The organism is Faecalibacterium sp. Marseille-P9590, assembly GCF_017377665.1.
GTDB lineage: Bacteria > Bacillota > Clostridia > Oscillospirales > Ruminococcaceae > Faecalibacterium.
The window spans coordinates 487772-502672 of the sequence record NZ_JAFREF010000001.1 but is presented as its reverse complement, the minus strand read 5'-3'; the positions used below and the strand labels follow the sequence as shown (position 1 = coordinate 502672).

Below are 14901 nucleotides of genomic sequence, written 5' to 3'. Positions count from 1 at the left end.
CAATATTTTGCATGAAAAATCTGGAAAGTTCTGAATTTCGCTGACTGGAAATAGACTGAAGTGACACAGATCACGACCAGATGGACCGAAAAGGGGGATTCGATGAAAAAAACTCCTTTTATTCTGCACGAAAAATTTCGTTCGGACAACAACGAACAGCGCAAAGAACGGTTTCAAAAGGAATTTGAGCGATATATCATCGATGGATTGCTCAATGCCGTTCCTTCAAGATCCTGTGCCTGATTTGGCATCCCTGAATTTGAAGGAGGGATGCGTTGTGCTGCGCATGGATGCTCGTGTACAAAAAGAAGGGGGCAGATCATGAAAGCAGCCATTTATTGCCGCCTGAGCAAAGAAGATGAAGATAAAATTGGTGAATCGGAGAGCATTCAGAATCAAAAGTCGATGCTGCTCCAGTACGCCATGGAGAAAGGATTTGATATTTACCAGATCTATTCGGATGAGGACTATTCCGGCATCGACCGGAACCGTCCGGCATTCAATTCGATGCTGCAAGCCGCAAGCGAACATCAGTTTGATGTGGTACTGGCCAAAACGCAATCCCGTTTCACTCGTGACATGGAACTCGTGGAAAAATATCTGCACGGAAAGTTCATGGAGTGGGGCATCCGCTTCATTGCGGTGGTAGACCATGTGGATACCAACGATACCGCGAACAAAAAATCCCGCCAGATCAACGGCCTGATCAACGAGTGGTATCTGGAAGATCTGTCCACCAATGTCCGCTCGGTGCTTGACCACAAGCGGAAAGAGGGGCTGTTCATCGGCTCTTTTGCACGGTATGGATACTGCAAAGACCCAAATGCAAAAGGAAAACTCATCATCGACCCGGAAGCAGCCGAAGTGGTAAGGCGGATCTTTTCCATGGCTCTTAACGGGATCGGCGCACACAAGATCGCACGCATCCTGAATGACGAAAAAATTCCAAGCCCAACAGCCTATAAGCAGCTGCATGGCATCCATTACCGCAGTGCATTAAAGAATACAAATGCGGCTCTTTGGAGCAGTCCCACCGTATATCAAATACTGCATGATCAGCTTTATATCGGAAATATGGTGCAGGGAAAGCATAAAAAGATAAGTTACAAGTCTGAAAAGACGATTTGGCTTCCAAAATCGCAGTGGATCGTTGTAGAAAATACGCATGAAGCGGTTATTGAGCGAGAAATGTTTGAAACGGTCCAGAGGATGATGCAGGAGCGCACTCGGAGCGGCGAGAAGGGAATGATCCATCCGCTGGCAAAAAAAGTGGTTTGTGGATGCTGTGGCGGCTGCATGGAGCAAACTGGCCGTCAGCCGAGAGCAGATGGAACACAAAGACGCTATGTTCGCTGCCGGATGCACCAGCGCGCACCGGAAGTGTGCGGCAACAGGACCTGTACCGATATGGACGCGTTGGAGAATGCTGTACTGGAACGTATCCGGGCGTATGCGGCAGACTATTTTGACCCTGAAAAAGTTACCCTTCCAGAACAGGATGACCCCATCCGGCAGCGAGAGCAGGCCAGGCGTGACGAGCTGAAACGGTTGAAGAGCGAAGCAGCCCAGCGGCGCAAGGCCATGCAGGAGTTGTATCTGGATAAGGTGTCAGGTTTAATTGATGCCGTTCAGTTTTCTGAAATGAACCAGACCTTTCTGGAAGAAGTGAAAAAGGCAGAGATCCGGATCGATACATTGGAAACGGAACTGGAACAACAGCAGGAAGAAACCGGTGGAGTCCAGACGCAGATGCAGCGTGTCCGTGAACTGGCACAGGTTTCGTACCTGACCCGCGAACTTGTTGTACTGTTGGTCCATCGTGTTATTGTCAGCCCAAAAGATCCGCTTACCGGAGAACAAAAAATCACGATCGAATGGAATTTCTGAGTCGGCAGACAGCTCGACTGCCCCGCTGGGCTGTTTTCGTCAGCCCAGGTCGGATACACCTCACTGGACGCCACGTTGGCGATATAGCTGCGGAACGAGACGGTGACGTTCCGGGCCGAGGCGGCGGGCCTGCCGAGATGGACGGTGATATTTTTCGGGATGATGACCCGGTCCAGCACCCGCGGCACACAGGCGAGGGACGGGGTCGGGCCGCTGCCGCCGTCGCCGGTGAAGAGGCTGTGGGGTGGGATGACGATGGGGGTGTTGGGCGTGTCCCGCATCTCCTCGGTGTCGGGTATCATCTCGGGCTGGGCCAGCGTCACCTGCCCGGGAAAGACCTGCACGCCCTGGATGCGGACGGTGCGGTAGCCGGTCTTGGAGGCCACGAGGTCACAGACCGCGTAGGGGGGCTGCGTGGTGTTGTCCTCGTCCAGCGAGAGAGCACAGGCGGGGGTGGTAAGGGTGACGTCGTCGGCGTTGCCTTCGGCGTCGGTCAGGCGGGTGGCGGTGAAGCCGTCGCCGCTGACGGTGACGGTCACACCCTCGACAGGGCTGGACTGACGGGCCGCAAAGGCCTGAATGCGGAGAGTTCCGGTGTTCTTCATGGAGATACGCTCCTTTGCTGGTAAAAGTATGCTTTTGCCCCAGCGTATTCCGTCCGGCGCCCGGGCGTGCATGACAATGCCCGGTGCAAACAAAAAAAGCCGCCCGTAGGCGGCAGGAAATTACAGAAATCAAATTTTCTCTAAAGGCTTCCCCCGGTTGGGGGGAAGCTGTCACCGCAGGTGACTGATGAGGGCGCAAACGAGCAGCAGCTTACGGGAAATTGCCCCTCATCCGGCTGCTCTGGGACGAACTCTAAAAGTTGATTTCCGTGGCAGGGGAGAATAGCTTATTTGGCGTTGTCCTTGGCAAGGGCAGCGTCAATATTTTTTTGCAGGGCGGCAAGGTTTTCTTCCTTGTCGATGCCGCCCAGCAGGGGCTGGCCCACAACGTTGCCGTCCCGGTCAAAAACGTAGGTGGTGGGGAAGGCCATGATGTTCAGCGCAAACTTGCCGGCGTCGCTGCCGGAGGCAAAGTAGATGTTGCGGTAGCTTGCGCCCGTTGCAGCCAGCAGTTTTTTGGCGGCATCAATGCCCTGCTGGTTGCCGTCTAGCGTCTCGGTGTTGATGCCGACAACCTCGCCGCCCTGTGCCTTGACCTTCTCGTTCAGGGCGTTCAGGTCGTCCAGTTCCTCTACGCAGGGCTTGCAGCCGTTGAACCAGAAGTTCACCACCGTAAAGGCGTTGCCCGCAAACAGACTGTTGTCCACCGGGTTGCCCTCTAAATCGCTGCCCTCAAACTGGGGGAAGGCAGTGCCCTGTGCGGCAGCGCCGGAAGCGGCCGCGTCCGCGAGGGCAAGGGTGGCAATCTGCTCCTCGATGGCACGGATTTTTTCTGCATCGGCGGTCAGGGTCTTGTACTCCTCATCCGAGAATTGGTCCTTTGTCTTTTCAACGTAGCTGCGCAGAAAATCGCCGTAGTTCGTGCTGAGGGTGGTCTCAGTCATGTTTTTGTCCATGGAAGCGAACACCTTCTCCCACAGGGCATCGTTTGCGGAAAGGATCTCGTTTTCCTCGGCCAGCAGCTGCTCCTCGGTCTTGGTTTCCGCTGCCGCAGAGGAAGCGGCAGAAGAAGAGGATGCAGAAGATGCAGAGGACGCGCCCTGCCCGCAGGCGGCAAGGCTGAAAGCCAGCGTAAGGCTGAGCAAAAGTGCGGTTACACGGCTGAATTTCATGGTTTTACTCCTTTGTTGTTTCGGTGTTTGATTGGTCTCCCAGCCCGAACTTGTACTGGATGGCGTCCGTGGGGCAGGCTTTCATACACATCCCACAGCGGATACATTCGGCGTGGTTGGGGGTCTTGGTAATGTCTACGTCCATCTTACAGGCCCTTGCGCAGGCGCCGCAGGAGACGCATTTGTGGGTGTCTACACGCATCTGGAACAGCGAGACCTTGTTCAGCAGCGCATAAAACGCGCCCAGCGGGCACAGCCACTTGCAGAAGGGGCGGTAGAACACCACGCTGCCCATAATGACTGCCAGCAGAATGCAGGCTTTCCATGTGAACAGCTTGCCCAGCGCGGCGCGGATGCCAGCATTGGTCAGGGAGAGGGGAAGGGCGCCTTCCAGCACGCCCTGTGGGCAGAGATATTTGCAGAAGAAGGGGTCGCCCATGCCCAGCTCGTTGACCGCCAGCAATGGCAGCAGCACCACCATGACCAGCAGCACCGCATACTTTAAATAGCGCAGCGGCTTTAGCTTTTTGGTGGAAAGCTTGGGAGAGGGAATCTTGTGCAAAAGCTCCTGAAACCACCCGAACGGGCAGAGGAAACCGCAGATGAACCGTCCCAGCAGCACCCCGAAAAGGATGAGAATGCCGGTGATGTAGTAGGAAAAGCGGAATTTGGAAGAGCCCACTACCGCCTGAAACGCCCCCACCGGGCAGGCACCGGCAGCGCCCGGGCAGGAATAGCAGTTCAGCCCCGGGACGCAGACGTATTTTCCATTGCCCTGATACAGCGTTCCTTTAGCAAAGTTGGGCAGGTGGATGTTGGTTAAAAGGGTCGCTCCGGCCTGTATAAAGCCCCGGAACCGGGCAAGGGGATTTAATTTTTTCTTATCCAATGCCCACACACTCCATACACAGCCGGATGGCTTTTGAAAATACGGTGTCTGCCTCGCCCCGCCATACGCCGAACAGCAGCATCAGTACCCCGGCAGCAAGCAAAAGCAGCTGCGCCTGTTTTTTTGTCATGAACATCATAGCCTCCTGTTGTTTGATGGCACCAGTATACACTATTCCGGGATAAAATTTCTGCTAAGAAAATCTTAACACGAATCTTAACACCGTCTGCTATAATCTGTTATAATGAAGAAAAACGCAAGAAATGGATTTTTTACGGGAAGGGTGGAAAACAAAATGCGCCTTTTGGTGGTAGAGGACGAGCACTCCCTGCGGGAGGACATTGCCCGGAAGCTGCGGCTGTCCGGGTACGAGGTGGACGCCTGTGCAGACGGCGAAGCCGCATTGGAAGCGCTGACGGCAGAGCGGTACGACCTTGTACTGCTGGACCTCAATCTGCCCAAGGTGGACGGGATGCAGGTGTTGCGCAGCTTACGGCAGCACGACCTTGAGACCTGTGTGCTGATCTTATCAGCGCGCAGTGAAATTTCAGATAAGGTGGAGGGGCTGGATGCCGGGGCGAACGATTATCTTTCCAAGCCATTCCACCTTGCAGAATTGGAAGCCCGGGTGCGCAGCCTGACCCGGCGCAAGTTCATCCAGCAGGACGTCTGCCTGTGCTGCGGGCGGCTCAGCTTCAACACCCGCAGCCGCGTTGCCACGGTGGATGGTCAGACCCTTGCCCTGACGCGGAAGGAGAGCGGCGTACTGGAATATCTGCTGCTGCATCAGGGACGCCCGGTCAGTCAGGAAGAGCTGATTGAGCACGTCTGGGACGGAAGCGTGGACAGCTTCAGCAACTCCATCCGGGTACATATCTCTGCCCTGCGCAAAAAGCTGCGGGCGGTGCTGGGCTACGACCCCATCCGCAACCGCATCGGGGAAGGCTACGAGATCGGAGGAGAGGTACAATGAAACGGTTGTCCCTGCAATGGCGCATCACCCTGCTGACGGCGCTGCTCATCGCCTGTGCCTGCGTGTGCATGAACCTGCTTTTATACCGCACCGGTGCAACCGGCATGGATGCCCTCAACGGCTTTATGATGCAGTATCAGCCCGGCAGTGAGGATTCCTTGACCATCGAGATCCCGCAGGAGGAAATGTCCAGCCTGCTGGCGCATTTTTCACAGGAAGTCTACGATGCAAAGGTGGTTTTTGGCCGCAAGGGCTGGTGCATCACTGCTGTGGTCACCATCCTCAGCGCGGCCATCGCTTATTTTGTCAGCGGCAGAGCTCTGAAACCGTTGCAGCAGCTTGCGCAGCAGGCGCAGCGGGTCGATCAGGACAGCATTGCTACCGTCCGTCTGGACGAAGATACCGTGCAGGAATTCGGGCAGTTGAGCCGGTCGGTAAACCGGATGCTGGATGGCCTGGCACAGTCCTTTGAATTACAACGGCAGTTTGCGGGCAACGCAGCCCACGAGCTGCGCACCCCGCTGGCTATTTTGCAGACGAAGCTGGAACTGTTTGCAGCGGAGCACCCAGCCATGGATGCCGAGACTGCCGGGCTGGTCAGCTCTCTGCGGGAGCAACTGGATCGCCTGACCGCCCTTGTGCGCACTTTATTAGAGATGAGCAATCTGCAATCGATCTCCCGTACTGACCAGATCGCCCTTGCACCGCTGGTGGAGGAAATTTTGACCGACCTGACCCCCCTTGCCCAGAAAAACAATATCTCCTTGCAGCAGGACTGCGCGGAACTGGGCATGGTGGGCAGTGATGCGCTGATCTACCGACTGGTGTTCAATCTGGTGGAAAACGGTATCAAGTATAACCGCCTCGACGGTGCGGTGCGCGTCACTCTGCGGCGGGAAAAGCAAACTGCCGTGCTGCGCGTTGCGGATACCGGCCCGGGCATCCCCGCAGACTGCCGGGAGAGCATCTTCCAGCCCTTTTTCCGGGTGGATAAGTCCCGCAGCCGGGAGATGGGCGGCGTGGGGCTTGGCCTTGCCCTTGTGCGGGAGATCGCCGTACTGCACGGCGGCAGTGTGACTGTGGAGAGCAGCAGCGAAAACGGCACTACCTTTGTCGTCACCCTGCCGCTGGCACAGCCCTGTTGAAGCAAGCAGAGCATGGAAATCGTGCTTCCGAATAAAGGCTTCCCCCGGTCGGGGGAAATCTGTCCCCAAGGGGTGAAGGCTTTTGCCCAGTGACGATTTGTGCAAGCATGGGAAGGGGGCTTTATTTTTGGCACACGGGGGAGTATACTGGAAACAGCAGGCCCCGGAAAATAAGAAGGACAAAGGAGATACTGAAAATGCAGGCGACCATTCAAAACGAATTTCTGAGCCTTACGGTGGACACTCACGGTGCCGAGGCCGTCAGCCTGAAGAACGCGGCGGGGGAGGAGCTGCTCTGGCAGGCCGACCCGGCGGTCTGGAAGCGCCACGCGCCCATCCTCTTCCCGTGGACGGGCAAGCTTAAAGACGGCAGCTTCACCCATGGCGGCAAGACCTACAAGGGCGGCCAGCACGGTTTTGCCCGGGACGTGGAGCACACCCTGCTGAAAGCGGAGGGCGACACCATCCAGCTCGAGCTGCGCCCGGATGAGGCCATGAAGGCGGAGAAGTTCCCCTTCGACTTCGTGCTCACCAGCACCTTCCGGCTGGACGGAAAGACCCTTCACCACACCCTCACCGTCTCGAACCCCGGTGCCGAAGAGCTGCGGTTCGGCATCGGCTACCACCCGGCCTTTCAGGTGCCGTTCGATGACAGCCACACCGTCGAGGACTACGAGTTCCGCTTCGACCAGCCCGAGAGCCCGGTCATCCTCGACGCCAGCGGGGGCGGCCTGCTGACGGGCAAATGCTACTACCAGTGGAAGAACCAGCAGGCCATCCAGCTGACCAACGACCTCTTCGACAACGACAGCTTCTGCATGGCGGGCCTGCGCACCAGGACGCTGGGCATCTACGAGAAGGACACGGGCCGCAGCATCGTCTGCGATGTGGCCGGCTTCCCCTACACCCTCATCTGGTCGGCCCTGTCGAAGCCCCTGCGCTTCGTCTGCATCGAGCCGTGGAACTCGCTGCCCGCCTCGGTAGACGATCCGCAGGAGTGGGAGCAGCGTGCTGCTGCGGCCTGCCTCGCCCCGGGCGGGGAGTGGAGCACGACCCTCAGCACGACCTTCAACCGCTAAACTGCAAGCAAAAAGGGAGGCGCCCCGGCGGGGTGCCTCCCTTTTTTGTACGATAAAATTTACAGAGCCTTGATGGCAGTCTTGATGCGCTCGGCAGCCACCCTGGTCTTTTCGGCGTCACCGAAAGCGGTCAGGCGGAAGTAGCCCTCGCCGCACTCGCCGAAGCCCACGCCCGGGGTGCCGACGACGCCGCAGTTCTCCAGCAGCCAGTCGAAGAACTCCCAGCTCTTCATGCTGCCGGGGCAGCGCAGCCAGATGTAGGGGCTGTTCTTGCCGCCGCAGTACCACACGCCGCACTCGTCCAGAGCGTCGGCGATGACCTTGGCGTTCTTGCGGTAGTAGTCGAGGTTGTGTTGGATCTCAGCCATGCCGCTCTCAGTAAAGACGGCGGCAGCGCCGCGCTGCACGACATAAGGCACACCGTTGAATTTGGTGGTCTGGCGGCGCAGCCAGAGCTTGTTGATGTTCATGCCGTCACGTTCCAGATCTTTCGGCACGACGGTGTAGCCGCAGCGGGTGCCGGTGAAGCCTGCGATCTTGGAGAAGGAGCAGATCTCGATGGCGCACTCGCGGGCGCCCTCGATCTCGAAGATGCTGCGGGCCAGCTCGCCGTCGGAGATGAAGCACTCGTAAGCGGCGTCGTAGAGGATGATAGCGTTGTTCTTTCTGGCGTACTCCACCCATGCCTTGAGCTGGTCGCGGGTGTAGGCAGCGCCGGTGGGGTTGTTGGGGCTGCAGATGTAGATGATGTCAGCCTTCACGCTGTCGTCGGGCATCCCGAGGAAGCCGTTCTCCTGACTGGTGCGGCCATAGATGATCTTGCGGCCATCGGTGACGTTGTCGTCCACATAGGTGGGGTAGACGGGGTCCGGAACGAGGACGGTGTTGTCCACGTCGAACAGGCCCAGCACATTGGCAAGGTCGCTCTTTGCACCGTCGGAGATGAAGATCTCGTCCTCGTCCAGCTTGGTGCCGCGGCCTGCGTAGTAGCCCTGAATGGCCTGCTTGAGGAAGGGGTAGCCCTGCTCGGGGCCGTAGCCGTGGAAGCCTTCTTTAGTACCCATCTCGGTGACGGCGTCATGCATGGCATCCACGACGCACTTGGCCAGAGGCTGGGTCACGTCGCCGATGCCCAGACGGATGATCTCCTTCTCAGGGTGTGCCTCCTGATAGGCGGCGACCTTGTGGGCAATGTCCACGAAGAGGTAGCTGGCCTTCAGCTCATTGTAATGTTTGTTCATTTTCATGATACTTTCCCTCAATTCTTTCTTTATAAATGGCTTGCCCTCTCAGGCCGCTCCGCGTCCGGCTCCCTCAGAGGGAAAGCCAAAAACATAACAGAGAGGGCAAGGATGCTTAAACTTCAGTGACGCCTTCGTATACGGTGACCGCGCTGCCGGTCATCAGCAGTTTTTTGCCCGGCAGCACCCGGATGATGAGCTCACCGCCGCGCAGCTGGACGTGGACGTCCTCCCCGGCGGGGCAGACGCCCAGCTCGGTCAGCGCCGCCACGGTGGCGCATGTGCCGGTGCCGCAGGCCCAGGTCTCGCCGCTGCCCCGCTCCCACACCCGCATTTTCAGGTGGGTGGAGTCCACCACCTGCACGAACTCGGTGTTGATCCGCTCCGGGAAGTTCGGGTGCTTCTCGAACGCCGGGCCGATGTCCTCGAGCTTCAGGCTGTCCACATCGTCCACGACGGTGACGCAGTGGGGGTTGCCCACGCTGATGCAGGTGACACGCCAGGTCCTGTCCTCCACGGTGAGGAGGCAGTCCACCAGCGGGCCTTCGCCCATATTCACGGCGGGCAGAGCCGCCGCCATGGCGGAGTATCCGCCCATCTCCACCTGCCAGAGCTGGCGGCCCTTGCGGGTGATGGTCTTAGGGCCGCTGCCCGTGTCCACGACGAGCGTCTCTTTGGCGACGCCGTGGGTGTAGAGCCACTCGGCCACGCAGCGTACGCCGTTGCCGCACATCTGGGCCTCGCTGCCGTCGGCGTTGAAGATGCGCATCCGTCCGTCTGCGCCGGCCGTCACCGGGGCACAGATGCAGATGATGCCGTCCGCGCCGATGGAAAAGTGGCGGCGTGAGAGGTCCTGCGAAAGGGCTGCGATGTTCTCCGGCACACCGCTTTCGCGGCAGTCGAGATAGATATAATCGTTGGCACAGCCCTGCATTTTGGTAAATGAAAGCTTCATGTTGAAAACTCCTTTGGGGCTGCTGGTCAGTCCCCATAAACTTGCCACTCTATAATGATAAGAAAATAGCCCCCTTCTGTCAAGCAGAAAAGGGGCGGCAGAGAGATTTTGAGCGGAATTTTTGCCCGGAAAATCATGCCGGATGCAAAACGGGGCTTGACAATAAGCATATCATGGGATATAAAGAAAGAGAGCGTTCTGCGCAGGGAGACAGTCTGCCCGCCAAAGGGGAGGAGGGAAAGGCTGCCATGGTCTGCGCAGCGTGAAGATGCGAAATTAAAGCAAAAGGAGACCACTATCATGGATACGTTTGAGAAGATCCGCGCACTGCTGGCAGAACAGCTGGACATCGACCCCACTAAGATCACGATGGACAGTGACATTATGGGCGATTTTGAGGCCGACAGCCTCGACATCGTGGATATGGTGATGACGCTGGAGGATGAGTTTGGCATCGAGGTGCCGGACGACGCCATCGAGAACCTGCGCACGGTGGGTGATGTGGTGAAGTTTGTGGACAGCCACAAGGGCTGAGCGACCAACAAGCAAAAAAGCCCCGCATCCGCGCCTCTGCACACGGCAGAGTAGGCGGCGGGGCTTTATATATGGGTTCGTGCGGAACGATGAGCGTTTGGCGCACGGCCTTGGGAGGATAAGATTAAAATGGCAAAAGACAACAAAAAGCTCGTACAGGCGATCACCAGTCAGGAGGAGAACTTCGCACAGTGGTATACCGACATCTGCGTCAAGGCAGAGCTGGTCGAGTATTCCAGCGTGAAGGGTTTCATCATCCTGCGCCCCTATGGTCAGGCAATCTGGGAGCTCATCCAGAAGGATATGGATGCCCGCTTCAAGGCTACCGGCCATGAGAACGTGGCAATGCCCGTGCTGATCCCTGAGAGCCTGCTGCAGAAGGAAGGCGAGCTGGTCAATGGTTTCGCGCCGGAGGTGGCGTGGGTCACGATGGGCGGCTCCGACAAGCTGGAAGAGCGTCTGGCTGTCCGCCCCACCAGCGAGACCATGTTCTGCGACCACTGGTCCCGCGTGCTGCACAGCTACCGCGAGCTGCCCATGAAGTACAACCAGTGGTGCAGCGTCGTGCGCTGGGAGAAGACCACCCGTCCCTTCCTGCGCAGCCGCGAGTTCTGGTGGCAGGAGGGCCACACCATCCACGAGACTGCCGCCGAGGCTGAGGCTGAGACCCAGCAGCAGCTGAACTGCTACGCAGACGTCTGCGAGCAGGACCTGGCCATCCCTGTTGTCAAGGGCCGCAAGACCGATAAGGAAAAGTTCGCCGGTGCTGAGGCTACCTATACCATCGAAGCCATGATGAAGGACGGCAAGGCCCTGCAGAGCGGCACCAGCCACTACTTCGGCGATAAGTTCAGCAAGGCTTACGACGTGACCTTTACCGGCCGCGACAACCAGCTGCATCATCCGTTCCAGACCAGCTGGGGCGTTTCCACCCGTCTGGTGGGTGCTATCATCATGACCCACGGCGACGACGACGGCCTCATCCTGCCCCCGGCTGTCGCCCCCATCCAGGTCGTGGTGGTGCCTATCGCTGCCCACAAGCCCGGCGTCTCCGAGAAGGCTGCTGAGCTGGCCGAGAAGATCTCCAAGTACGCTCGCGTCAAGCTGGACGACAGCGACAACGCTCCCGGCTGGAAGTTCTCTCAGTGGGAGATGAAGGGCGTGCCTCTGCGCCTCGAGATCGGCCCCAAGGACCTGGAGAAGAACCAGTGCGTCCTCGTCCGCCGCGACACCCGCGAGAAGGTGTTCGTCTCTCTGGACGAGCTGGAGACCGCGATCCCGGCCCAGCTGGAGGCTCTGCGCAAGGACCTGTACGAGCGCGCTCTTGCCAACCGTGAGAAGCGCACCTGGGCTGCCACCACCATGGACGAGGTCAAGGAGCTGGCCAAGGCCAACACCGGCTACATCAAGACCATGTGGTGCGGCGACCTGGCCTGCGAGATGAAGATGAAGGAAGAAGTCGGCCTGTCCAGCCGCTGCATGCCCTTCGAGCAGGAGCACCTGAGCGATGTCTGCCCCTGCTGCGGCAAGCCCGCCAAGACCATGGTCTACTGGGGCATCGCATACTAAGCGAAACTTCTGCAAGACAACTGAGAGCAGCCGCTTTCCTCACGGGAGAGCGGCTGCTCTTTTGTGCAAGCTGGCAATAATCTGGTAAAAATTTTGTAAAAGGGGTTGAAAAAATCGTCCAGCCGTAGTATGATGACGGGGCCGAAAAAGGCAAATACTTTACAGGAGGAAGCGAACACGATGTCCGGCGACCATTTAGACAACCCCAAACAACGCTCCTCCTGCGATGCGGGCAGTATGGATTGAATCTGCCGCGTCCTGAATGCATCTGCCCATGATACACCGCAGGAGTCTGACCAAAAGACGACGCGGTGTATTTTTATGCCCCCAAAAGGGGAGGAGGAACCCAAGATGCAGCAGAAGAACTACCAGCAGGAAATACTCGCCCTCATCCACAGCGGCCTGCCGCAGGCAGAGCTGGCCGAAAAGCTCTCTGATTACCACGAGAACGACCTTGCCGACGCCCTCGCAGCCCTGACGCCCGACGAGCGTCAGAAGCTCTATGCCGTTCTGGGCGTGGATACCGTGGCCGAGATCTTCTCCTATCTGGACGACGCAGAACCTTACCTGAAAGAACTGCCCAGCGAGAAGGCCGCCAACGTCGTTTCCCACATGGACTCGGACGACGCCGTGGACGCTCTGGACGACCTCGAGGAAGAGGATAAAGCCAAGATCGTCGGCCAGCTGGACAAAGACTCCGCCGAAGATGTGAAGATGCTGCTCTCCTACGGCGAGGACGAGATCGGCAGCAGCATGACCACCAACTACATCTGCATCCGGAAGGACATGACCATCCGGCAGGCCATGAGTGAGCTGGTGAAGCAGGCAGGCGAGAACGACAACATCTCTACCCTCTACGTCGTGGACGAGAACGACAAGTTCTACGGCGCCATCGACCTGAAAGACCTCATCATCGCCCGTGCGGAGGACCGCCTCGAAAAGCTCATTGCCCGGTCCTACCCCTATGTGACCGACCACGAAAAGATCAGCGACTGCATCGACCGCATCGTAGACTACGCCGAGCGCTCTCTGCCTGTCCTGAACGATGCCGGCGAGCTGGTGGGCATCATCACCTCGGCGGATGTCGTCGAACTGGTCGATGACGAGATGGGCGACGATTACGCAAAACTGGGCGGCCTGACCAGCGAAGAAGATTTGAACGAGGGCGTCTTCGAGAGTGTCAAGAAGCGCCTGCCCTGGCTGATCGCTCTGCTCTTCCTCGGGATGCTGGTGTCCTCGGTGGTGGGTGCCTTTGAGTCGGTGGTGGCTGTCCTGCCCATCGTCATCTGCTTCCAGTCCATGGTGCTGGATATGGCGGGCAATGTCGGCACCCAGTCGCTGGCCGTCACCATCCGCGTGCTGGTGGACGAGAACCTGACCACCTCCAAAAAGCTGCATCTGCTCTGGAAGGAGATGCGGGTGGGTCTGGTCAACGGTGCGCTTCTGGCCGTCATGGCGCTGGGCTTCCTCGGCTGCTATATCCACTTCTTCAAAGCCTATGCGTGGGGGCAGGCGTTCCTGCTCTCCGGCTGCGTCGGTGTTTCCCTCATCGTGGCGATGGTCATTTCCAGCCTGGTGGGCACGGTCATCCCCATGCTGTTCCATAAGATCCATATCGACCCCGCCGTGGCGTCCGGCCCGCTCATCACCACCATCAACGACCTCGTGGCCGTCGTGGTGTACTACGGTCTGGCCATGATCGTGCTCATTGATATGTTCCATCTGGGCTGATTTTTGAATAAGAGCAAAGGCTCCGGCACTGCCGGAGCCTTTTTGCGTCTTATCGATTCTCTATCCAGTACCGCTGGGTCAGCATCCCATCCGAGGAGTCAAACATCTCATCTTCCAGTACGCCGCCGTTAGACTGAATCGTCTTTGCTGAGGCGATGTTATAGTGGTCACAGCAGATGCGCACCTTGGAGATGCCGCGCTCCTTGGCCTTTTCGAGGGACATGCAGAGCATCTGGCTGGCGTAACCGTTCTTCCGCTCCGAGGGGCGGACGCTGTAGCCGATATGACCGCCGTAGGCCAGCAGATAGTCGTTGAGGTGGTGGCGCAGGTTGGTCATGCCGACAAGATGTTCCTGCTCGTCCAGAGCCAGATACTGGGTGGCCGGTACGAACCCGGCAGGCGTGGTGGCGGGGTCTTTCAGCTTGCGGATGTTAGCCAGCCACTGGCCAAAGTCGTCGTATTTGTCCAGCGCTGAAGTGCCGTCGAGCCGGGAACTGATGGCAAGAAACTCTTCCCGGTAGGCCATGACCTGCTCCCGGTCGCCCTCGTCCGGCTCCCGCAGATGGAGTTTCTGGGACGGCGTATGGCGAGCTGCGGCGCGGAAGTCCGGTGCTTTCATCAGGCCGTGGCGGTTGCAGTAGAAGTAGAGTACGCCCGCACCGGTGATTTTGAAACGGCAGCTGGCGTCTCCCTCAGGGTAAAGTTTGACCAGCTGCAATTTGTCGCCGGTGAGGCAGGCAATGAAGGAAATGTAGTGGTCTTTGGTCATGGGGTGGTGGATGGTGACGAAAAGCTCATCTTCCACCCGCTCGAGCGTCAGCTGATGGTGTTCGTCGGCGTCGTCCGCCTCAGAGATGTCCAGCGGCGGCAGGGTGATGCCGCAGCAGCTCACGACAGCCTGGCCGGTGGCGTGGAGCACATTGCCGCACAGGGGGCAGACGTAGAGCTTGGAGCGAAGCAGGTTGGCAGAACGGTTCCGGTTGACGACGGGTTCGCCCTGCATCAGCTCGAGCACGCTGACGCCCAGAGCCGCCGCCAGCGGCTCCAGCAGGGAAATATCGGGCAGGCCGCGGGCAGAATCCCTCACTTAAAGAGATTGGTTATGTACTAGGTGTGCAACT

General features: G+C 58.3%; 13 protein-coding genes. 7 read left to right on the top strand and 6 right to left on the bottom strand.

Features of this window, described 5'->3' with window-relative positions:
* Positions 1–321 precede the first annotated feature (321 nt).
* Entirely contained in the window at positions 322–1887 is a 1566-nt protein-coding gene (locus tag J3349_RS02480) for a recombinase family protein (RefSeq protein ID WP_207676333.1), read from the top strand.
* 892 nt (positions 1888–2779) lie between these two features.
* Here the strand turns inward: J3349_RS02480 and J3349_RS02470 are convergent.
* From J3349_RS02470 to J3349_RS02460, 3 genes are read right to left on the bottom strand one after another with little or no spacing between them, the layout of a single operon-like run.
* On the bottom strand, positions 2780–3664 hold the full coding sequence (locus J3349_RS02470) for a TlpA disulfide reductase family protein (protein ID WP_207676332.1): 885 nt from the start codon (positions 3662–3664) through the stop codon (positions 2780–2782).
* A 4-nt stretch (positions 3665–3668) separates the two neighbouring features.
* Complete coding sequence (locus J3349_RS02465) at positions 3669–4553, bottom strand: 4Fe-4S binding protein (RefSeq protein WP_149794985.1); 885 nt, start codon at positions 4551–4553, stop codon at positions 3669–3671.
* Complete coding sequence (locus tag J3349_RS02460) at positions 4546–4689, bottom strand: CD1871A family CXXC motif-containing protein (protein WP_333490614.1); 144 nt, start codon at positions 4687–4689, stop codon at positions 4546–4548. The genes J3349_RS02465 and J3349_RS02460 overlap by 8 nt, the downstream gene beginning before the upstream one ends.
* 159 nt (positions 4690–4848) lie before the next feature.
* Here J3349_RS02460 and J3349_RS02455 point away from each other — a divergent pair, with 159 nt between their 5' ends.
* The 3 genes from J3349_RS02455 (at position 4849) to J3349_RS02445 (ending at position 7750) form a co-directional block, all read left to right on the top strand.
* On the top strand, positions 4849–5526 hold the full coding sequence (locus tag J3349_RS02455) for a response regulator transcription factor (protein ID WP_149795017.1): 678 nt from the start codon (positions 4849–4851) through the stop codon (positions 5524–5526).
* Positions 5523–6671, top strand: coding sequence for a HAMP domain-containing sensor histidine kinase (locus J3349_RS02450; protein WP_207676331.1), 1149 nt, complete (start codon positions 5523–5525; stop codon positions 6669–6671). The genes J3349_RS02455 and J3349_RS02450 overlap by 4 nt, the downstream gene beginning before the upstream one ends.
* A gap of 197 nt (positions 6672–6868) precedes the next feature.
* Positions 6869–7750 carry an aldose 1-epimerase family protein gene (locus J3349_RS02445; RefSeq protein WP_207676330.1) on the top strand — a complete coding sequence of 294 codons (882 nt, stop codon included), beginning with the start codon at positions 6869–6871 and terminating at the stop codon, positions 7748–7750.
* Positions 7751–7809: 59 nt separating this feature from the next.
* On the opposite strand, the gene J3349_RS02440 is transcribed toward J3349_RS02445, so the two are convergent.
* Both J3349_RS02440 and dapF read right to left on the bottom strand, forming a co-directional pair.
* A complete protein-coding gene (locus tag J3349_RS02440) occupies positions 7810–8997 on the bottom strand; it encodes an LL-diaminopimelate aminotransferase (protein ID WP_207676329.1) in 1188 nt (395 codons plus the stop codon).
* A 109-nt stretch (positions 8998–9106) separates the two neighbouring features.
* On the bottom strand, positions 9107–9946 hold the full coding sequence (dapF, locus tag J3349_RS02435) for a diaminopimelate epimerase (protein WP_207676328.1): 840 nt from the start codon (positions 9944–9946) through the stop codon (positions 9107–9109).
* Positions 9947–10246: 300 nt separating this feature from the next.
* Here dapF and acpP point away from each other — a divergent pair, with 300 nt between their 5' ends.
* The 3 genes from acpP to mgtE all read left to right on the top strand — a co-directional run bounded on the left by acpP (position 10247) and on the right by mgtE (position 13780).
* Positions 10247–10480, top strand: a complete 234-nt coding sequence (acpP, locus tag J3349_RS02430) for an acyl carrier protein (protein WP_207676327.1) — start codon at positions 10247–10249, stop codon at positions 10478–10480.
* A 129-nt stretch (positions 10481–10609) separates the two neighbouring features.
* Positions 10610–12049, top strand: coding sequence for a proline--tRNA ligase (proS, locus tag J3349_RS02425; protein ID WP_158394787.1), 1440 nt, complete (start codon positions 10610–10612; stop codon positions 12047–12049).
* Between the two features lie 351 nt (positions 12050–12400).
* On the top strand, positions 12401–13780 hold the full coding sequence (gene mgtE, locus J3349_RS02420; protein ID WP_158394786.1) for a magnesium transporter: 1380 nt from the start codon (positions 12401–12403) through the stop codon (positions 13778–13780).
* A gap of 49 nt (positions 13781–13829) precedes the next feature.
* On the opposite strand, the gene J3349_RS02415 is transcribed toward mgtE, so the two are convergent.
* Complete coding sequence (locus tag J3349_RS02415; protein WP_347564964.1) at positions 13830–14867, bottom strand: GNAT family N-acetyltransferase; 1038 nt, start codon at positions 14865–14867, stop codon at positions 13830–13832.
* Between the last annotated feature and the right edge of the window lie 34 nt (positions 14868–14901).